The sequence below is a fragment of the Streptomyces sp. NPDC051940 genome (genome assembly GCF_040680895.1).
GTDB lineage: Bacteria > Actinomycetota > Actinomycetes > Streptomycetales > Streptomycetaceae > Streptomyces.
The window spans coordinates 35,243-54,447 of sequence record NZ_JBFAXR010000004.1 but is presented as its reverse complement, the minus strand read 5'-3'; the positions used below and the strand labels follow the sequence as shown (position 1 = coordinate 54,447).

Genomic DNA, 19,205 nt, shown 5'->3' with positions numbered 1-19,205 from the left:
CATGCTGGCACGAGAAGGCGGACCGTTGAACCTGCACGCCCCGAACGGCACCCCCCGGCCGCGCACCCTGCTGGCGATGAACGCCGGTGTCCGCGACGCCCTGCGCGCCGAGGGGGTGCTGGACAAGCTCGCCGCGGTCGCCGACGTCGACACCGGTCTGCTGCTCACCACCTTCGGCCCGGAGCTCGGCGCGGCCGAGGCCGAGGCCCTCGCCACCACCGAGGTGCTCCTCACCCACTGGGCCTGCCCGGCCCTCACCGAGGAGGCCGTGGCGCGCATGCCCCGGCTGCGTGCCGTCGTCCACGCGGCCGGTTCCGTCAAGCAACTGGCCACGGAAGCCGTCTGGCGGCGCGGCATCGCGGTGTCGAGTGCCGCCGCGGCGAACGCGGTGCCCGTCGCCGAGTTCACGGTCGCCGCGATCCTCCTCGCGGGGAAGCGGGTGCTGCCCAGCGCCCGCGCGTTCCGCGAGCAGCGCGACGCCTTCCAGGCGCTGCCCTTCTTCACCGGCGCGGGCAACTACCGCCGCACGGTCGGCATCGTCGGCGCCTCGACCATCGGCCGCCTGGTGATCGGCCTGCTGCGCCCGTTCGACCTCGAGGTGCTGGTGTACGACCCGTATCTGGACGAGGAGGACGCGGCCGGGCTGGGCGTGGAACGGGTGGAGCTGGACGAGCTGGCGCGGCGCAGCACGGTCGTCTCCATCCACGCCCCGCAGCTGCCGGAGACCCGGCACATGTTCGACGCCCGCCGGCTGGCGCTGCTGCCGGACGGCGCCACCCTCGTCAACACCGCCCGCGGCTCCCTCGTCGACACCGACGCGCTGGTGGCCGAGCTGGCCACCGGCCGGATCGAGGCGGTCATCGACGTCACCGACCCGGATCCGCTGCCGACCGACTCGCCGCTCTTCGACCTGCCCAACGTGCTGCTCACCCCGCACGTCGCCGGCTCCCTCGGCAACGAGCTGGGCCGGATGGCCGACGCCGCCATCGCCGAGATCGACCGGTTCGCCCGCGGACTGCCCCTCGCGCACCCGGTGTCGGAGCGCGACCTGCACCGCTCGGCCTGACAGGAGCAACGTGTCCCTCGCCCCCACCCCCGCCCAGCTGCGCTGGCAGCGCGACGGCTTCGGCCTGTTCCTCCACTTCGGCGTCAACACCTTCTACGGCCAGGAGTGGGGCGACGGCACCGAGGACCCGGCGCGCTTCGACCCCGCGGAGCTGGACGCCGCGCAGTGGGCCGAGACGGCGCTGGCGGCCGGTGCCCGGTACGTCGTCCTCACCGCCAAGCACCACGACGGCTTCTGCCTGTGGCCCACCGCGACCACCGCCCATTCGGTCGCCTCGTCCCCGTGGCGCGGCGGCCGGGGCGACGTCGTCGGCGAACTCGCCGAGGCCTGCCGGGCGGCGGGCCTGCCGCTGGGCCTCTACCTCTCCCCGTGGGACCGCAACGCCGCCTGCTACGCCGACCCCGCCGCGTACGACGACTTCTACGTCCGCCAGCTCACCGAGCTGTGCACCCGCTACGGCCCGCTCTACGAGCTGTGGTTCGACGGCGCCGGGTCGGAGGGCCGCGCGTACGACTGGGACCGGATCATGGCCGTCGTCGACGAACACCAGCCGGACGCCATGGTCTTCAACATGGGCCGGCCCACCATCCGCTGGGTGGGCAACGAGGACGGCCTCGCCGCCGACCCCTGTGAGTACGTCACCGGCTCGACCGACCTCAACCTCTACACCGACGAGACCGTCGCCCTGGGCGAGGCCCGCTATCTGCCGCCGGAGTGCGACGTCCCCATCCGCGCCAACTGGTTCTGGCAGCCCGACGACCTGGACACGCTGAAGTCCCGCGAGCACCTGCTGGGCATCTGGTACCGCTCGGTGGGCCTGGGCGCCGGCCTGCTGCTGAACGTGCCGCCCGACCGGCGCGGGCTGATCGACCCGCACGACCGGGCGCGGCTGCTGGAGTTCACGGACGAACTGCGGCAGCGCTTCGCCCGGCCGCTGCGCGCCGACCTCACCTCGCGGACCGAGGGGGAGTACGTGGTGCGCTTCCCCGAGCCCGTCACCCTGGACCATCTCGAGCTGGCGGAGGACCTGACCGCGGGCCAGCGCGTCACCTCCCACCGGATCCTGCACGGCGACACGGTGCTCGCCGCCGGGCACACCGTGGGTGTACGCCGCGTCCACGCCTTCCCCGCCGTCACCACGGCCGAGCTGACCGTCCGCCTCACCGGCCCCGGCGCCCGCCTCGACGCCGCCACCGGCCACCGCACCGGCCACGAGGCGGGACCCGTGCCGTGACGGGAGGGTACTGGCAGGTCCCGGGCCGTACCGCCCTGCTGCCGCTCGACCGGCCGCCGCGGGTGTCCGCGGCCGGCGTCGGCGTGCACGGCACCGACGTGGCGAGCGAGGTGTTCCGCCTGCCGGGGCTCTGGCAGTTCCATCTGTACGGATACGAGGCGGACCTCGTCGTCGACGGCGAGGTCCACCGGGTCCGGCCCGGCTGCGTCAGCCTCGTACCGCCCGGCGCGGTCGTCGAGTTCCGCTACGGCGGCCGCTCCGAGCACCTGTACGTCCACTTCGCCACCGACGGCGAGGAGGGGACCGCCGTCCCGGTGGTACGCGACGCCGCCACCCAGGCTCCGCCACTGCGCGCCCAGCTGCGCCAGGCCCTCGCCGCCGCGCCGGTCGACCCGCGGCGTACCGACGCGGAGGTGTGGGCGGCGCTCTGGCGGGCGGCGCGCCTCGATCACACCCCACCCCGCGAGCGGGGCCGACGGGACGCCCTGGCGACGGCGTTCGCGTACATCGAGGACCGGCTCTCGACCCCCCTCACCGTCCCCGAGGTGGCCGCGGCGGCCGGTGTCTCGCACAACCACCTCATCCGGCTGTTCCGCGCCGCGACGGGCCTGACGGTCGTCGCGTACATCCGCCGCCGCCGGCTGGAGCTGGCCGGCCATCTGCTGCGCGAGTCCACGCTCTCCATCCCGGCGATAGCGGCGACGGTGGGCATCGCGGACCTGCACACGTTCAACAAGGCGTGCCGCCGCGAACTCGGCGCGTCCCCGCGGGCGGTCCGCGGCCGCTGATGCGTCCCGGCCCGGTCTGGCCGGCCCAGGTGTCGTGGCCCCGCCATAGCGCGGCCCGGCGGGCGGGGTTGAGGCAGTGGCGTGGCCGCCAGTGCTCGCTGTCGAAGTCAGGGTGGGTCCGCCGATCCACTCCACGAGGCGGTCCGCGTCGAAGAGGACCGTGTTCAGGAGCACGCGGACCGCGAACCACTCCTCGCTCCCCGCCGGTTGGCGATCCTTCAGCTCCTGCAGCCGGGCCGCGCCGGCCGGACGCTCGTGGGCCGGCCCGGCCCGAGCGGTGGTCAGTCGCGGCCTCGGCCGCGGTAGAGGTCCAGGGCGGCGTCGAGTTCCAGTGCCAGGACCGTGGCGTGCGGGTCCGCGTCCGCCGGTGCGGGGGCGTCGATCCACAGCATGCCCGGTACGTCGTGCAGCCCGCCCGTCCGGCGGTGTGCCAGTTCCGTGCCCGTCCCCAGCACCGACACCCTGCGGACCGGTGTGCGCAGGCCGTTGAGGGCGAAGTGCTCGCGTGGCGGGTCGTAGCAGATCAGGTAGAGGGTGCGGCCGTCGGGCGAGAGCGTGCTCGGGCCGTGGAAGTGGCCCGGCGGCAGTCCGCGTACGGTTCCGTGGACCGCGTCCCGGTGGCGGGCGATCCAGTCGCCGAGGCCGGTCAGCCGGTCGGCCTGCTCCGCCGTGATCGTGCCGTCCGCCTTCGGGCCCACGTCGAGCAGCAGGTTGCCGCCCATGCCGATCACCTCGGCGAAGTAGCGCACCAGCTGGCCGACCGACTTGTGGTTGTCGTCGCCGTGCTGGTAGCCCCACGAGTCGTTGACGGTGAGGCACAGCTCCCACGGCCCGTCCGGCGGCACGACCGGCAGCCCCTGCTCGGGCGTGGTGTAGTCGCCGCGCGACAGCATCCGGGCGTTGAGGACGGCGTCCGGGTTCACCGACAGGATCCGGTCGGCGAGCGCGTCGATGCCCCACTGCTCCTCCGCGCGCTCCCACTCGCCGTCGAACCACATCAGGTCCGGGCGGTAGCGCTCCATCAGCTCGGCCACCTGCTCGTCGCGGTAGCGCAGATACGCGGCCCAGCGTTCCGGGTCCTCGGCGCCGGGGGCGGCGGAGGCGTAACGGTTGTCCGCGACCCACTCCTCGGGCGGTTGCGGGTGGACGGCGGTGGCGTAGTCGGGGTGGCTCCAGTCGTTGTGCGCGTAGTAGAAGCCCACCTGGAGCCCCCGCTCGCGCATCGCCTCCGCGTACGGGCCGAGCAGATCCCGCCCGGCGGGCGTACGGCGTACCACCGACAACTCCCCCTGGCCCGTGTCCCACAGCGCGACCCCGTCGTGGTGCCGGGCGGTGAGCACGGCGTACTTCGCGCCCGCGCGGGCGAAGAGGTCGGCCCAGGCGCCCGGGTCGTAGCGGTCGGCGGTGAAGCCGTCCAGCTGCTTCATGTACTGCTCGTACGGCACCTGACCGGTGTAGAAGGCCCAGGACTCGGGCACCCCGTCCACGGCGTACACGCCCCAGTGGACGAAGATCCCGAGCTTGGCGTCGCGGAACCACTGCTGCATCGGCATGCCGCCCACGCTAGGCGGCCGGGAGTCCGCGGCGCGTGGGCGCCAGTCACCATCGGTGGTCGGTTTTCACCTGGCAACGCCGCCCGCCGGACGGGCACATGCCTGGTTGACCCGGCCGACGGACGCCCCCATCATCGGGGTTATGCCAGAAGGTGGCGGAAATCCGCCGCGGTGACAGCCGTCCGCCGACGATCCGAAACGAGGCCGGGTGCTCCAGGACAGCCGACGGACAGCACCGGGCACCCAGCGGCCCACCACCCCTCTCCTTGCCGCCGGCCTGGTGGCCCTGCTGGCACTGACCTGGCTGCTGTCCGGCGAGCTCGCCGCGGACACCGAGCCGCTCGGGGTGGCGCTGGGGCGTACGGCCGTGTGCGCCGCGGTCCTGTGCGCGCTGGCCGCCGCACGGCCCGAGGGGCGTGCGGGGGCGCGCGCCGTGCTGGCGCGGCCCGGGGCGGTGGCGGCGCTGGCGCTGCTGGGGTTCGCCGGGTACGCGGCCGGGACGCTGCTCGCAATGCCGCGAATAGGTACATCACTGACAAACGTGACGGTGGCCCTGCTCCCCTGCTTCTCCGTGGTGATCGGAGCTCTCTTCTTCGGCGAGCGCGCCTCCGCGCGGATGGCGGCGGGTGCGCTGCTGGCCACGGCCGCCGCCGCCGGCTACGCGGCGCTCGGCGCGGACGGCGCCCCGCTCGACGCGGCCGGGCTGCTGCTCGCGGCCGGGGCCACGGCCGGCTTCTCGGCGTACACCTTCCTCTACCGCCGCAGCCTCGCCGCCCTGCCGCCGCTCGCGGTGCTGCCGGTCCTCCTCGGCGCCGCGTCCGTCCTGCTCGTCCCCCTCTCCCTGCCCGCGCTGCTCGCCCATCCGCCCACCCCCGCCCAGTGGGGCGGCATCGTGCTGCTCGGCGGCGCGGTGTACGCCCCCGCCTATCTGGTGCAGCACCGCCTCATCCTGCTCCGCGGCCCCGTGTTCGTCGCCGCGCTGCAGCTCGCGGTGCCGTTCACCGTACGGATCGGGGAGTGGGCGCTCGGCGGTTCGCCCGCGCCGGGGCCGTACGAACTGGCGCTGCTGGCCGTCTGCTGCGGCGGTATCGCCCTGGTGACCGTCCGCCCGCGCGCCCGCGCCGCCGCCGACCCGGACGGGCCCGTGCCGGGGCGCACGCGGTGCCGCCCGTCGGAACGGTGAACGGTTTCCGTACGTTCCCACCCGCACGCTTACCAGCGGCCCTCCGACCTCTTAGGATCATCCGAGGGCCGCCGGGCCCCCGCCCGCCAGCACGCAGCACAGCCGACCGACAGGAGTCCCTTCATGCCCGAAGGCATCCAGCCCTCGCGCCGGACATTCCTGGCGGCCACGGGTGCCACGGCCGCCTCCTTCGTGCTGCCCGCGCTGCCCGCCTTCCCCGTCGCCGCCGCGGCGGCCGCCGCCCTGGCCGACGGACCGGGCACGGACGCCGCCCGCTCCGCGATCCGCCGGCTCGCCCCTCTCCTCGCCGACCGGTTCGCGCTGCGGATCGCGCCCTCCGCCGGGCCCGCCGCCTTCACCTTCCGCGCCGTCGAGGGCGCCGTGGAGATCACCGGCACCGACACCAGCTCGCTGCTGTCCGGTTTCACCTGGTATCTGGAGCAGCACGCCCACGGCCAGGTCTCCCGCGGCGGCGACCAGCTGCCCGCCCGCCTCCCGCTGCCGGCCGCCCCCGTCACCCGCACCACGGAGCTGGCCCACCGGTACGCGTACAACTTCTGCGTCATGGGCTACACCAACCCCAACTGGTCCTGGTCCCAGTGGGAGCGCGAGCTGGACCTGCTCGCCGCCGGCGGTGTGAACGAGCTGCTCGTCACCACCGGCATGGAGGTCCTGTGGTACGACACCTGGCGGCAGTTCGGCTACACCGGCGCCGAGGCGCTGCGCCACATATCGCTGCCCTGCCACCAGCCCTGGCAGTGGATGAGCAACCTCTTCGGCTCCGGCGGCGGCGTCTCCACCGGTCTGCTGGCCAAGCGCGTCGAACTGGGCTCGCGCATCCTCACCCGGCTCGGCGAACTGGGCATCACGCCCGTCGCGCCCGGCTTCTCCGGCTCCGTGCCGAATGGTTTCGCCGCCCGGCACCCGGGCGCGCACGTCGTCGAACAGGGCCAGTGGTACGGCTATGAGCGGCCCGACTGGCTCGACTCCACCGACCCGTTGTTCCAGGAGGTCGCCGCCGTCTGGTACGCCGCCCAGCGCGAGCGCTTCGGCCTGCTGCACGCGCAGGCCATCGACCTGCTGCACGAGGGCGGCCAGTCCGGCGGCGTCGACCTGACCGAGGCGGGCCTGGGCATCGAGCGGTCGCTCAAGGCGTCCGTCCCCGACTACCGCTGGTACGTCCAGGCGTGGGGCTCCAACCCGCGCCGCGAGCTGCTCGCCGCGCTCGACCGCACCCGGGTGCTGGTCCTCGACCTCACCGGCGGGCGCTGGCAGGGCAGCGGACAGTTCTCCGGCACCGAGTGGACCTGGGGCCAGCTCACCAACTACGGCGGGCGCACGGGCCTGTACGGGCCCCTCGCCCCCACCGCGAACCTGCCCGCCCTCGCCGCGAACCCCGGCGCCGACAAGCTCGCCGGCACCTGCATGGTGAACGAAGGCGTCGACACCAACCCCGTGTGGGGCACCCTCTTCGCCGAGGCCCACTGGCACGACCGGCCCATCGACCTGACTGAGTGGATCACGGCGTACCCGCTGCGCCGCTACGGCCGCCGCGACGAGGCCGCCGAATCGGCCTGGCGGACCCTGCAGCGCACCTGCTACAGCTCCACCGTGGGCGGCGGCGGCCCCGACTCCCTCTTCAACGCGCAGCCCTCGCTGTCCGCCACCCGCGCCGCGCCCAACGCCCCCCAGTCCCTCGGCTACGCCCCGGACGCCCTGCACCCGGCCTTCCAGGACCTGCTGCGCGCGGCGGAGGGGATCGGGCACACCGACACGTACCGCTGGGACCTGGTGAACGTCGCCCGGCAGGCGCTGGTGGACCGGGCGCGCGTGCTGCTGCCCCGGCTGAAGACGGCGTACGAGGCGCGGGACGTCGCGGAGTTCGACCAGTCCACCGCCGAATGGCTGACGCTGATGGACGCCCTCGACCGGCTGCTGGCGACCCGCGGCGAGTTCCTCGTCGGCCGCTGGATCGCCGACGCCCGCCGCTGGGGCGCGGACGACGCGGAGCGCGACGCGCTGGAGGAGGACGCCCGTACGCTGCTCACCACCTGGGGCGAGACCCGCGCCGCCGCCACCGTGAACCGCGACTACGCCAACCGCGACTGGGCCGGACTGGTCGGCGCGTACTACAAGCCGCGCTGGCGCCGGTACTTCACCGCCCTGCGCGCCGCCCTCGTCTCGGGCAGCACCCCGGAGACCGTCGACTGGTACGCGTACGGCGAGGCGTTCCGCCGCGACCGCACCCCGTTCCCCGTCCAGCCGTCCGGCGACCCGCTGGACGAGGCGCGCGCGGTGGCGGCGCTGCTGCACCCGCAGCCGCAGCTGACCGCCGTCCTCGCCCCGGGCCGCCCCGTGCCGGGCCTGGCCGCCCAGCTCACCGCGACGCTCGCCAACTGGCGGCCCACGCCGCTGGAACCGGCACCCGCGCTGGACCTCCCCGACGGCTGGAGCGCGGAGCCCGCGGGCTGGGAGCCCGGCGACGTCCCCACGGTCAAGGGCTACGACCGCGCCACGTACACCTGGCGCGTCACGCCCCCGGCGGACACCCCCGACGGCACGGAGGCGGTCGTCACGGTGTACGCCGGCGGCGTCCGCACCGAGCTGACCGCCCGCGTGCAGACGCCCGCCGAGAGTCTGGCCGCCGCGTACGGCAACAGCGGTATCTCGGCCGACGCCCAGCCCCAGTACGCGCGTTTCGACGGCACCAACGGCTTCTCCGCCGAGGCGCTGGCCGCCGCCGGGCTGCCCGCGGGCGCCGTGGTGGAGCGCGACGGCCTGACGTTCCGCTGGCCGGACGGCCCGCCGGAGGCGCCCGACAACGTGGCCGGGGCGGCGACGATCCGCCTCGACGCGCAGGGCAGCAGGCTCGGCTTCCTCGGCGCGGGCGTGTTCGGGCAGACCGGCGCCGTCACCGTCGTCTACACCGACGGCACGGCCGAGCAGCACGACGTGTACTTCCCGAACTGGGCGGGCCGCGAGCCGCTCGGCGGCGCGGAACTGGTCGCCGAGTGCGGCTACCGGCTCACCGCCTCGGGCCCGGCCAACCACGGCTACGGCTACCGGGTCTTCTACAACTCGGTCCCCCTGGACCCGGCCCGCCGGGTGGCCCTCGTCTCCCTGCCGGACAACCCGCGCCTCCACGTCTTCGCGATGGCGGCGGGCTGAGGGTTCGTACGACGGAAGGGGCCGCCGTACCGACGGCGGCCCCTTCAGCGGCTCTCAGCCGGCGAGCTGCTCGTACGCCGGCAGCGTGAGGAAGTCGGCGTAGTCCTCGTCCAGGGCGACCTTCAGCAGCAGATCGTGCGCCTGCCGCCACTTGCCGGCCGCGAAGGCCTCCTCGCCCAGCTCGGCGCGGATCGCGTCCAGCTCCGCGGCGGCGATCCGGCGGGTCAGCTCGGCCGTCGCCTTCTCGCCGTTCTCGAAGACGACGCCCGCGTTGATCCACTGCCAGATCTGGGAGCGGGAGATCTCCGCGGTGGCCGCGTCCTCCATCAGGTTGAAGATGGCGACGGCGCCGAGGCCCCGCAGCCACGCCTCGATATAACGGACGCCCACCTGGACGGCGTTGACCAGCCCGTCGTACGTCGGCTTCGCCGCCAGCGAGTCGACCGCGATCAGGTCCGCGGCAGCGACGGAGACGTCCTCGCGCAGCCGGTCCTTCTGGTGGGGCCTCTCGCCCAGGACGGCGTCGAAGGACGCCATCGCGAGCGGCACCAGGTCCGGGTGCGCGACCCAGGAGCCGTCGAAACCGTCACCGGCCTCGCGGTCCTTGTCCGCCTTGACCTTCTCGAAGGCGACCTTGTTGACCTCGGCGTCGCGGCGGGACGGGATGAACGCGGCCATCCCGCCGATGGCGTGCGCGCCGCGCTTGTGGCAGGTGCGCACGAGGAGTTCGGTGTACGCGCGCATGAACGGGGCCGTCATCGTCACCGCGTTGCGGTCCGGGAGGACGAACCGGGGGCCGCCGTCGCGGAAGTTCTTCACGATGGAGAAGAGGTAGTCCCAGCGTCCCGCGTTCAGCCCGGAGGCGTGGTCGCGCAGCTCGTAGAGGATCTCCTCCATCTCGTACGCCGCCGTGATCGTCTCGATGAGGACCGTGGCCCGGACGGTGCCCTGGGGGATACCGACGTAGTCCTGGGCGAAGACGAAGACGTCGTTCCAGAGGCGGGCCTCCAGATGCGACTCGGTCTTCGGGAGGTAGAAGTACGGCCCCTTGCCGAGGTCGATGAGCCGCTTCGTGTTGTGGAAGAAGTACAGGCCGAAGTCGACCAGGGCCCCGGGCACGGGCCGGCCGTCGACGGTCAGGTGCCGCTCGTCGAGATGCCAGCCGCGGGGCCGCATCACCACGGTGGCCAGCTCCTCGTTCGGCTTCAGGGCGTAGGACTTGCCGGACCGGGGGTCGGTGAAGTCGATCCGGCGCTCGTAGGCGTCGATCATGTTGACCTGGCCGTCGACGACGTTGTGCCAGGTGGGCGCGGAGGCGTCCTCGAAGTCCGCCAGCCAGACCCTCGCGCCGGAGTTGAGGGCGTTGATCGTCATCTTGCGGTCGGTGGGCCCGGTGATCTCGACCCGCCGGTCCTCGAGCGCGGCGGGGGCGGGGGCCACCCGCCAGCCGTCGTCCGCGCGGATCGCGGCGGTCTCCGGCAGGAAGTCGAGGGTGGAGGTGCGGGCGATCTCCGCCCGCCGCTCGGCCCGGCGTACGAGCAGCTCGTCCCGGCGCGGCGCGAAACGGCGGTGCAGCTCCGCCACGAAGGCGAGCGCGGCGTCGGTGAGCACCTCCTCCTGGCGGGCGACCGGTTCGGCTTCGACGACGGCCAGCGGGGACGGCGCTGGTGCGGACATGGCTGTCACTCCTTGACGGCGTGCATCTTGACGGCGTGCATCGCTTCTGACCTGTGGAGACTAGTTTCCTTATCGCGGAATTTCAACGGTCTGTTGATGTCGAGACACCGCTCCTGCCCCATGGTCGCGCACCGTGCGGGCGCCGACACGTACCGGCGCGTGCCGGAGCACGAACGGGCGGCGCCCGGGGGTGCGCTGCCCCCGGGCGCCGCCTCGTCGGCGGGTTCCGTGCCGGATCACATGGGAGGCATCAGGACGGTGTCGATGACGTAGACCGTCGCGTTCGAGGTCTGCACGTCGCCGCAGACGACCTTGGCGGTGTCGTTGACGGTGAAGTCCTCTCCGGAGCCCTTCGTCGTCAGCTCACTCCCCTCCAGCGTCTTGAAGGTGCCGTCCTCCAGCTGCTTCGGGGCGAGCCGCTCACCCACCACGTGGTACGTGAGGATCTTGGTGAGCTGCTCCTTGTCGCTCAGCACCTTGTCCAGGTCCGCCTTGGGGATCTTGGCGAAGGCCTCATTGGTGGGCGCGAAGACGGTGAGGTTCTTCGCGTTGTTGAGCGTGTCCACCAGACCGGCCTGCTTCACCGCCGACACCAGCGTGGACAGGGCGGGGTTGTGCGAGGCCGCGGTGGCCACGGGGTCCTTCGCCATGCCCGCGAAGCTGCCCGCGCCGTCCTTCGGTACGGCGGCGCACCCCGGACCGAAGGGGGCGGACCCCCCGGCGCTCTTCGTGGGGTCGGCCGCCTGTGCGGCGGAGGTGCTGGTGCCGCTCGCCCGGTCCTTGGCGCCGTCGTCGCTGCCGCACGCGGCGAGCGAGAGGGGCAGGACGGTGGCCGCGACGACTGTCACCGCGAGGCGGCGGGTGAGGGTGTACATGAGGGTTCACTCCTTGCTGAGGGCACTGTGCTTCAGGGGTTACGGGGGATCTCGGGCGGGCCCGAGGCGGGTCAGGTCACGGTCACCACCACCGAGTGCCGGCCGGTGGCCCCGTCCGGGAAGGGGCTGACGCGGTCGGCGGTCTGGGTGTCGCCGGTGCCGTCGGTGGCCCGGACCTGGAGGGTGTGCCTGCCCGGCGTGGCGTCCCATTCCCAGACCCACTGGCGCCAGGTGTCCGACGTGTCCTCGGCGGCGAGGCGCGCCGCCCGCCACGGGCCGTCGTCCACCCGTACCTCGACCCGCTCCACGCCGCGGTGCTGCGCCCAGGCCACACCGGCGACGGCGACGCGGCCGGCGGCCGGGCGGGCGAAGGGCTTCGGCGTGTCGATCCGGGACTGCGTCTTCACCGGTGCCCGCTCGGCCCAGCCGCGCTGGACCCAGTACGCGTCGTACGCGCTGAAGGTCGTCAGCTCCAGGTCCGTCAGCCACTTGCACGCGGAGACGTAGCCGTACAGGCCGGGCACCAGCATGCGGACCGGGAAGCCGTGGTCGAAGGGGAGCGGTTCGCCGTTCATGCCGAGGGCGAGCAGCGCGTCGCGCCCGTCCATGACGGTCTCCACCGGCGTCCCGATGGTCATGCCCTCCACCGACCGGGCCACCAGCTGGTCCGCCGGGCCGCCCTGCGACGGCGGCCGCACGCCCGCCTCCCGCAGCACGTCCGCCAGCCGTACGCCGAGCCAGCGGGCGTTGCCGATGTACGGGCCGCCGACCTCGTTCGACACGCAGTTGAGCGTGATGTCCCGCTCGATCAGCTCGCGTCGCAGGAGTTCGGCGTAGTCGAGCGTGAGCGGCTCGCGCACACCGTCGCCGTGGATGCGCAGACGCCAGCGGTCCGCGTTCACCCGTGGTACGACGAGGGCGGTGTCCACGCGGTAGAAGTCGCGGTTCGGGGTGAAGAAGGGGCCGATCCCCTTGATGCCCAGTTGCGCGCCGCGCGGCACGGGCGGGGCGGGGGAGTCGGGAGCCGGGAGCCGGATCTCGCGGCGTGAGGCCACGGCCGGGGCGTTACGCCGGTCCGCCACCTCCCGCCCCAGCAGACCGGCCCCGGCGGACGCGGCGGCGACGGCCGTGGCGGCGGTGACGAAGCGGCGCCGGGTGGCGGCGGGGAGCGGGGGTGTGTCGTGGGGGGCGGTCGGGGGTGTGTCGTGCGGGCCGGTCGGGGGTGTCTCGTGCGGGCCGGTCGGGGGCGGGGCCTCGGGAACGGCCGCGGGTGCCGGGGTGAGGATCCCCGCCAGCCCGTACAGCACGCCCGCCCCGACGACCGCCCCGACCAGCGACGGCACCGCGTCGCCCGGTCCGCCGCCCGGCCGGCCGAGTGCCGCCGCCGCGCCCAGCACCCCGAACGCCAGGACCGCCGCCGCCCCCGTCCGCCGATGCCGCCGCGCCAGCAGGCCCACGGCCAGGGCGAACAGCGCCAGGAGCGTCAGGATGCCGATCCGCAGCACCAGCTTGTCGTCGGTGCCGAAGGTGCGAATCGCCCAGTCCTTCACGGGCTGCGGCGTGGCGTCGATGACCGCCCCGCCGACCGAGGTCAGCGGGGCCGCCTCCGGCCTGACGAACGCCGCCGCCAGCTCCGCCGCGCCCAGCGCCGCGGCCGCCGCCAGCAGTCCGCAGACCGCCGCGGCCGCCCCGCGGCCCACTCTGCTCCATCCTGTGCTCACGTGGAACATTCGGATCACCGGCGGCCCGGGGATTGGTCAGGCTCGCCGACATCACCCTCAGGAGTGAGCCACCGGCGGCGTCATCCGGCCGATCTCACACCGGCAGCCGCACGGCCCCGACCGGCGCCGACGTGGGCTGTTCCGAGCCGCCCGCCGGCTCCACCGTGACGCCCATCCCCGAGGCGTCGCCCACGGGGCCGTCCATCAGGACCGCGCCGCTGCCGCTCAGCAGGCCGGCCGGACGCATCGTCCCGGAGTCGTCGAACCACAGCTGGTACACCTTGCCCGCGGGCGGCTCCGGCATCCCCGCGGCGACGAACACCGCGCGGTCCCGCTCCCGGGAGACGACGACCGTGCCGGTGGCGCCGTCCGGCATGGCACCTGAGGCGGCCTTGGCGTCGGGCGCGCCGAGGACGGCGTCGATCCGCGCGGCCCGCTCCTCGATCGCCCGCGCTCCGGCCCGCGCGTCCTCGGCCTCCTGGTGCTGCCAGACGGCCACCCCGCCCAGCGCCGCCGCGGCGGCCAGGCACGCGGCGAGCACGAAGCGGCCCGCGTCACCCGCGAGGCGCCGGGGCCGGGGCAGGCCGGCGGTGCGCGGCGGCTCCTGCCGTACGGTGTCGATCCGGCTCATCACCCGGGCCCTCAGCTCCGGGGCGACCGGGACCGACACCGCGAGCCCCAGCCGGGCGGCGGTGGCGGCCAGCTCCCGTACCTCCTGGGCGCAGGCGGCGCAGGCGGCCAGATGCCGTTCGAAGCGGGCGCGCTCGTCGGCGGGCAGCGCGTGCAGGACGTACGCACCGGTCGCGGTGTGCAGGTCGGCGGCGGTCATGCGGTCACCCCCAGGCAGTCGCGGAGCCGGATGAGTCCGTCCCGCAGGCGGGTCTTGACGGTGCCCAGCGGTACGGACAGCAGCCGGGCCACCTCGGCGCCGGTCAGCCCCCGGTAGTAGGCGAGCGTCACCGACTCCCGCTGCAACTCGGTCAGCGCCCGCAGGCAGCGGCGCACCTGCGCGTGCTCCAGCCGGGCCTCCACCTGCTCGGTCACCTCGTCGAACGGCGTGCCGGGAGCCAGCAGGGCCGCCTTGCGCTCACGGTTCGTCGCGGCCTGCTCCGAGCGCACCCGGTCCACGGCGCGGCGGTGCGCGAGGGTCAGGATCCAGGTCATCGCCCGGCCCCGCTCCGGCCGGAAGCGGGCCGCGGTACGCCACACCTCCACCATCACGTCCTGCATCACCTCCTCCGACTGCGCCGGATCGCGCAGCACGGACCGCACCAGGCCCAGCACGGGCGCCGCGGCCGCGTCGTACACCGCCCCGAAGGCCTCGCGGTCGCCCCGCGCGACCCGCGTCAGCAGCCCGTCCAGCGGGCTGTCCGACGGATCGGGCTGGGGCCTCGCGGCCACGTCGATGGATCGCAACACAGCTCCCTCGGCTCCGGCCGCGGCGCGCGCCGCAGCCTCCCTACTGGGTGTTCGGAGCCGGCGGGCCGGGGGATTGGCCGGCGGACGAGGAGGTCCCGCGGCTGGTCGGACCGGGGACGCCGGGATCACCGCAGGGCGCGCAGCGCCTCTGCCGTCTCGGCGACGCACACGGCGAACGGGGGCGGCTCCCCGGCCGCGATCCAGCGCGCGAACGCCAGCTGGAACACCGTCACCGCGCTGTGCGCGGCCAGCTCCGCCGCCGGTTCGCCGACGCCGCGCGCCCGCAGCGCCTCGGCCGCCGTCACGGTCATCGCCGCGAGCTTCAGCAGCTCGCGCTCCTGCAGACCGGGATTGGCCGCGATGATCCGCGACCGCCGTACGGCGTGCTCCCGGCGCTCCTCCAGCAGCGCGCCCCCCGCCGCCATCCCGGCCACCGCCGCGTCGAGCGGCGAGGCGCCGGCGGGCGCGGCGACGATCGCGTCGTACGCCGTGCGCTCCAGCGTCCGCGAGCCGTCGAAGAGCACCTCGCGCTTGTCGGCGAAGTGCCGGAAGAACGTCCGCTCGGTGACCCCGGCGCGTTGGGCGATGTCCCCGGCGGTCGTGCGCTCGAAGCCGCCCTCGGCGAAGAGTTCCATCGCGGCGTCGATCATCCGCCCTCGTGCGTCCGGCTCCCAGCGACTCATGGGAGAAGTGTAGTGATGACAGTGCCTGACATCGAATGTTACGGTGGATGTCAGTCACTGACATGGCCTGAAGCGAAAGGAAACCGCCATGCGCGTCTTCATCACCGGTGCCTCCGGCTGGATCGGCTCCGCCGTCACCGACGAACTCCTCGCCCACGGCCACGAGGTCGTCGGCCTCGCCCGCTCCGCCGGATCGGCGGCCGGCCTGGAGGCCAAGGGCGCCACCGCCCACCGCGGAAGCCTCGACGACCTCGACGGCCTGGCCGCCGCGGCGGAGTCCGCCGACGGCGTCATCCACCTGGCCTTCAAGCACGACTTCACCGACTACGCCGGCGCCGGCCGCACCGAGCACGCCGCCGTCCGCAGGATGCTCGACACGCTGAAGGGCAGCGACCGCCCGTTCCTGTTCGCCTCCGGGCTGGCCTCGGGCGTCACGGGACGCCCCGTGAACGAGGACGACGCCTCGCCGTTCCACGGCGCCGACTCGATGCGCGGAGGCAGCGAGAACCTCGCCCTGGAGTACGCCGACCGGGGCGTGCGCCCCGTGGCGCTGCGCTTCTCCCCGACCGTGCACGGCATGGGGGACCACGGGTTCACGGCGCAGCTGACGCGCATCGCGAAGGAGCGCGGCGCGGCCGGCTACGTCGGTGACGGCTCCACCCGCTGGGCGGCCGTCCACCGCTCCGACGCCGCGCGCATGGTGCGGCTCGCGCTGGACGAGGCCCCGGCGGGCTCCCGGATGCACGCGGTGGCGGAGACCGGTCTGCCCTCCCGCGACATAGCGGACGCGATCGGCGGCTTCCTCGGCGTACCCGCGGTGCCCGTCGACCCGGCGGACGCCGAGGCGCACTTCGGCTGGATCGGGCGCTTCTTCGGGATGGACGTCACCGCGTCGAGCGACCGCACGCGGGAGGCCCTCGGCTGGACGCCGACGGGCCCGACGCTCTTCGAGGACATCGCCGCGGGGGCGTACGCGATCGAGGGCTGACGGCGAGCGGGCTGGGCCGTGCGTGATCGAGGACTGACCGCGAGCGGGCCGGCCGTGCGTGATCGAGGACTGACCGCGAGCGGGCCGGCCGTGCGTGATCGAGGGCTGACCGCGAGCGGGCAGCCGCGGGCCTCAGGCCTCCAGCAGTCCCAGGTCCTCCGGGGTGTCCACGTCGTCGGGCGCCGCGACGTCACCGCACTCCACGAGCGTGAGCTCGCCCGCATGGGCGCGCAGGAAATCCCGTGCGCCCCGGTCGCCCGACGCGCGGGCGGCGACTTCCGGCCAGTGCCGACGGGCGAAGAGCACCGGATGCCCGCGCTCGCCGTCGTACGCCGCCGCGGCCAGGGCGGCCCCCCGCCCGTACGCCGCGATCAGCCGGGCGACCGCCTCGGGGCCGATCCGCGGCTGGTCGACCAGCATGACCAGGGCGGCCTCCGCGTCCGTCGCCGCGAGCGAGGCGAGCCCCGCCCGCAGGGAACCGCCCATGCCCTCGGCCCAGTCCGGGTTGACGATCACCCGGCAGCGGTCAAGCCGGGTCCGCTCCCGCACCTCCTGTGCGCCCGCCCCGAGCACGATGTGCAGCGGACCGCAGCCACCGGCCCGCAGCACCTCCGCCGCCCGCTCCACGAGCGGCTGCCCGCCCATCGTGAGCAGGGCCTTCGGCCGGCCGCCCAGACGCCGCCCGCCGCCCGCGGCCAGCAGCAGACCTGCCACAATCGGACCGGATTCGTTCGTTCCGTTTGGCAGATTCATCTGAATATCCCTGGGTCTGTAGCGAGTCGGTGCGCAAGTGGCGTTAACTGATCCGCGGCCCGCCGCGATTGACCACCGCGGCAGGCCGCCGGTCAGGGCAGCAAGGGGGAAGGTCAGTGGTAAAGGATCGTACGGGTGGAAGGCCCGTGGACGGCGCACCGGCGGAGGGCGCGTACGACGTGGAGTCCCGGGCTGTGCGGGGTGTCGAGGATCCGCGTGTCGAGGCGCTGCGGACGGCCGTGTCGCGGGTGCGCCGCGAGCTCGCGGCACTCTCGGCCGAACTCTCGGACCGCTCGGTCGCGGAGGACGCCCTCGCCGAACTCGCCGCCATGGCGCAGACGGGCACGCCGGAGGTCCCCCGGCTGCGCCGCGCGCTGCTGGCGGTGGCCGGAGCGGTGGGCTCGGTGAGCGCGCTGGCCGCGGGGGTGGCGCAGCTGAGGGAGGTCATCGACCTGTTCGGCGCGGAGGTCCCGCGCGCGAGGGACGGCGGATAGCGGCCGCGCGCCGCCGCTCGGCGGCGGCGCCCTGCCGTACGGGGGACGGGCCGGCCGTCACGGCCGGTCCTGCCCCCATGTCTGCAGCTCGAACGAGCGGCCCTTCTCCGTGCCCGGGATCAGCGGTACGTCGAGCAGCCGGAACCCCGTCGCGCGGGCCACGCCCACGCTGGCGGCGTTCTCCGCCTCCAGCTCCAGTACGACCTGGTCGGCGCCCAGCTCCGCGAACGCGTACGCCGTCATCACCCGGACCGCCCGGGCGGCCAGCCCCTGCCCGCGGTGGGCGGGACCCACGGCGTAACCGATCTCCAGCACGCCCTCCGGATGGCCGGTGCGCATCAGCAGCACCTCGCCCAGCGGGGCGTCGTCGCCGTCGAGGGTGATGGCCAGCTGCAGCGCCTTGCCCTCGGCGCGGTTCTCGCGGGACTTCTTCAGCCGGTTGCTCGCCGCCTCCTCGTCGAAGGGGGAGTGCAGCGGGGTCCAGTACGCGATGTCGGGGTCGTCGAAGAGCGCGGGCATGAGGGGGACGTCGTCCTCCCGCCAGTCGCGCAGGACCAGGCCCTCGCCCCGTATCTCGACCTGCTCCTCGAACACCGGACGCGTCACGGCGCCACCCCCGTCGTATCGGCGAGAGCCTCGGACAACTCCCGCGCCACCTGCTGCAGTACGGGAACGATCTTATCCGTGGCCACGTCGGTGACCCGGCCCGCGGGGCCGGAGATCGACACCGCCGCCGGGGTGGGCGCGTCGGGCAGGGCGACGGCCAGGCAGCGGACGCCGATCTCCTGCTCGTTGTCGTCCACGGCGTAGCCGTCGCGGCGCACCCGGGCGAGGGCGTCGAGGAAGGCGTCCGGGGTGGTGATGGTCTTCTCGGTCGCGGCCGGCATGCCCGTACGGGCCAGCAGCGCCCGTACCTCGTCGTCCGGCGTGTGCGCCAGCAGGGCCTTGCCCACGCCGGTGGAGTGGGGCAGCACGCGGCGGCCCACCTCGGTGAACATCCGCATCGAGTGCCGGGAGGGCACCTGGGCGACGTACACCACCTCGTCGCCGTCGAGCAGCGCCATGTTCGCCGTCTCGCCGGTCTCCTCGACCAGCCGCGCCAGATAGGGGCGGGCCCAGGTGCCGAGCAGCCGCGAGGCGCTCTCGCCGAGGCGGATGAGGCGCGGGCCCAGGGCGTACCGGCGGTTGGTCTGCTGGCGGACGTACCCGCAGGCCACGAGGGTGCGCATCAGGCGGTGGATGGTCGGCAGGGGGAGCCCGCTGCTCTGCGACAGCTCGCTCAGTCCGACCTCGCCGCCGGCGTCTGCCATCCGCTCGAGGAGGTCGAACGCGCGCTCCAGGGACTGCACGCCGCCTCCGCCGGAGGTCTTGGGCTCGGCCACGTCTGATGATCCTTTCCTGGCGGGTACGGCTGAGCTTATCGGCCGGAAGCCCCCTTCCGTTATGTGGAATCCTCCAAACCGACCACCCCCACCCCAACGCGCCCGACGAATCCACACGGGTGGCCCTTGACGCCCCGCACGGTTCGATGAAGACTCCGCTTCAACAGTTCGTTGAAATTCGCGATGGGTCGATGGACGGGTCGGTCGTTTGGAGACGACCG

General features: G+C 74.2%; 17 protein-coding genes. 7 read left to right on the top strand and 10 right to left on the bottom strand.

What is annotated here, in order from left to right:
- Window position 1 precedes the first annotated feature (1 nt).
- From AB0M28_RS03160 to AB0M28_RS03150, 3 genes are read left to right on the top strand one after another with little or no spacing between them, the layout of a single operon-like run.
- Complete coding sequence (locus tag AB0M28_RS03160; RefSeq protein ID WP_365396809.1) at window positions 2–1,066, top strand: hydroxyacid dehydrogenase; 1,065 nt, start codon at window positions 2–4, stop codon at window positions 1,064–1,066.
- Between the two features lie 10 nt (window positions 1,067–1,076).
- Complete coding sequence (locus tag AB0M28_RS03155) at window positions 1,077–2,300, top strand: alpha-L-fucosidase (protein ID WP_365396806.1); 1,224 nt, start codon at window positions 1,077–1,079, stop codon at window positions 2,298–2,300.
- Window positions 2,297–3,088 carry an AraC family transcriptional regulator gene (locus AB0M28_RS03150; protein WP_365396803.1) on the top strand — a complete coding sequence of 264 codons (792 nt, stop codon included), beginning with the start codon at window positions 2,297–2,299 and terminating at the stop codon, window positions 3,086–3,088. The genes AB0M28_RS03155 and AB0M28_RS03150 overlap by 4 nt, the downstream gene beginning before the upstream one ends.
- 281 nt (window positions 3,089–3,369) lie before the next feature.
- Here AB0M28_RS03150 and AB0M28_RS03145 read toward each other — a convergent pair whose 3' ends face one another.
- Window positions 3,370–4,641 carry an alpha-L-fucosidase gene (locus AB0M28_RS03145; RefSeq protein ID WP_365396800.1) on the bottom strand — a complete coding sequence of 424 codons (1,272 nt, stop codon included), beginning with the start codon at window positions 4,639–4,641 and terminating at the stop codon, window positions 3,370–3,372.
- Between the two features lie 208 nt (window positions 4,642–4,849).
- On the opposite strand from AB0M28_RS03145, the gene AB0M28_RS03140 reads away from it, so the two are divergent.
- Both AB0M28_RS03140 and AB0M28_RS03135 read left to right on the top strand, forming a co-directional pair.
- Window positions 4,850–5,824, top strand: a complete 975-nt coding sequence (locus AB0M28_RS03140; protein ID WP_365396797.1) for a DMT family transporter — start codon at window positions 4,850–4,852, stop codon at window positions 5,822–5,824.
- A 123-nt stretch (window positions 5,825–5,947) separates the two neighbouring features.
- Complete coding sequence (locus AB0M28_RS03135; RefSeq protein ID WP_365396794.1) at window positions 5,948–8,992, top strand: alpha-N-acetylglucosaminidase TIM-barrel domain-containing protein; 3,045 nt, start codon at window positions 5,948–5,950, stop codon at window positions 8,990–8,992.
- 54 nt (window positions 8,993–9,046) lie between these two features.
- On the opposite strand, the gene aceB is transcribed toward AB0M28_RS03135, so the two are convergent.
- The 6 genes from aceB to AB0M28_RS03105 form a co-directional block, all read right to left on the bottom strand.
- On the bottom strand, window positions 9,047–10,669 hold the full coding sequence (gene aceB, locus AB0M28_RS03130; RefSeq protein WP_365396791.1) for a malate synthase A: 1,623 nt from the start codon (window positions 10,667–10,669) through the stop codon (window positions 9,047–9,049).
- Between the two features lie 236 nt (window positions 10,670–10,905).
- A complete protein-coding gene (locus AB0M28_RS03125) occupies window positions 10,906–11,544 on the bottom strand; it encodes a fasciclin domain-containing protein (protein ID WP_365396788.1) in 639 nt (212 codons plus the stop codon).
- 71 nt (window positions 11,545–11,615) lie between these two features.
- Complete coding sequence (locus AB0M28_RS03120) at window positions 11,616–13,274, bottom strand: molybdopterin-dependent oxidoreductase (RefSeq protein ID WP_365396785.1); 1,659 nt, start codon at window positions 13,272–13,274, stop codon at window positions 11,616–11,618.
- An 85-nt stretch (window positions 13,275–13,359) separates the two neighbouring features.
- On the bottom strand, window positions 13,360–14,094 hold the full coding sequence (locus AB0M28_RS03115; protein WP_365396782.1) for an anti-sigma factor: 735 nt from the start codon (window positions 14,092–14,094) through the stop codon (window positions 13,360–13,362).
- Entirely contained in the window at window positions 14,091–14,672 is a 582-nt protein-coding gene (gene sigK / locus AB0M28_RS03110; protein ID WP_365397085.1) for an ECF RNA polymerase sigma factor SigK, read from the bottom strand. Before sigK ends, AB0M28_RS03115 begins: the two co-directional genes overlap by 4 nt.
- A gap of 137 nt (window positions 14,673–14,809) precedes the next feature.
- Window positions 14,810–15,367: a helix-turn-helix domain-containing protein gene (locus AB0M28_RS03105; protein WP_365396779.1), complete on the bottom strand. Its 558-nt coding sequence runs from the start codon at window positions 15,365–15,367 to the stop codon at window positions 14,810–14,812.
- A gap of 88 nt (window positions 15,368–15,455) precedes the next feature.
- Here AB0M28_RS03105 and AB0M28_RS03100 point away from each other — a divergent pair, with 88 nt between their 5' ends.
- Window positions 15,456–16,355, top strand: coding sequence for an SDR family oxidoreductase (locus AB0M28_RS03100; RefSeq protein WP_365396776.1), 900 nt, complete (start codon window positions 15,456–15,458; stop codon window positions 16,353–16,355).
- A 132-nt stretch (window positions 16,356–16,487) separates the two neighbouring features.
- Here AB0M28_RS03100 and AB0M28_RS03095 read toward each other — a convergent pair whose 3' ends face one another.
- Window positions 16,488–17,069: a nucleotidyltransferase family protein gene (locus AB0M28_RS03095; RefSeq protein ID WP_365396774.1), complete on the bottom strand. Its 582-nt coding sequence runs from the start codon at window positions 17,067–17,069 to the stop codon at window positions 16,488–16,490.
- A 185-nt stretch (window positions 17,070–17,254) separates the two neighbouring features.
- Here AB0M28_RS03095 and AB0M28_RS03090 point away from each other — a divergent pair, with 185 nt between their 5' ends.
- Window positions 17,255–17,602 (top strand): DUF5955 family protein, encoded by a 348-nt coding sequence (locus AB0M28_RS03090; protein ID WP_365396771.1) that lies wholly within the window; start codon window positions 17,255–17,257, stop codon window positions 17,600–17,602.
- 57 nt (window positions 17,603–17,659) lie between these two features.
- Here AB0M28_RS03090 and AB0M28_RS03085 read toward each other — a convergent pair whose 3' ends face one another.
- Window positions 17,660–18,208, bottom strand: coding sequence for a GNAT family N-acetyltransferase (locus AB0M28_RS03085; protein ID WP_365396768.1), 549 nt, complete (start codon window positions 18,206–18,208; stop codon window positions 17,660–17,662).
- Window positions 18,205–18,984, bottom strand: a complete 780-nt coding sequence (locus tag AB0M28_RS03080; protein WP_365396765.1) for an IclR family transcriptional regulator — start codon at window positions 18,982–18,984, stop codon at window positions 18,205–18,207. Before AB0M28_RS03080 ends, AB0M28_RS03085 begins: the two co-directional genes overlap by 4 nt.
- Window positions 18,985–19,205 lie beyond the last annotated feature (221 nt).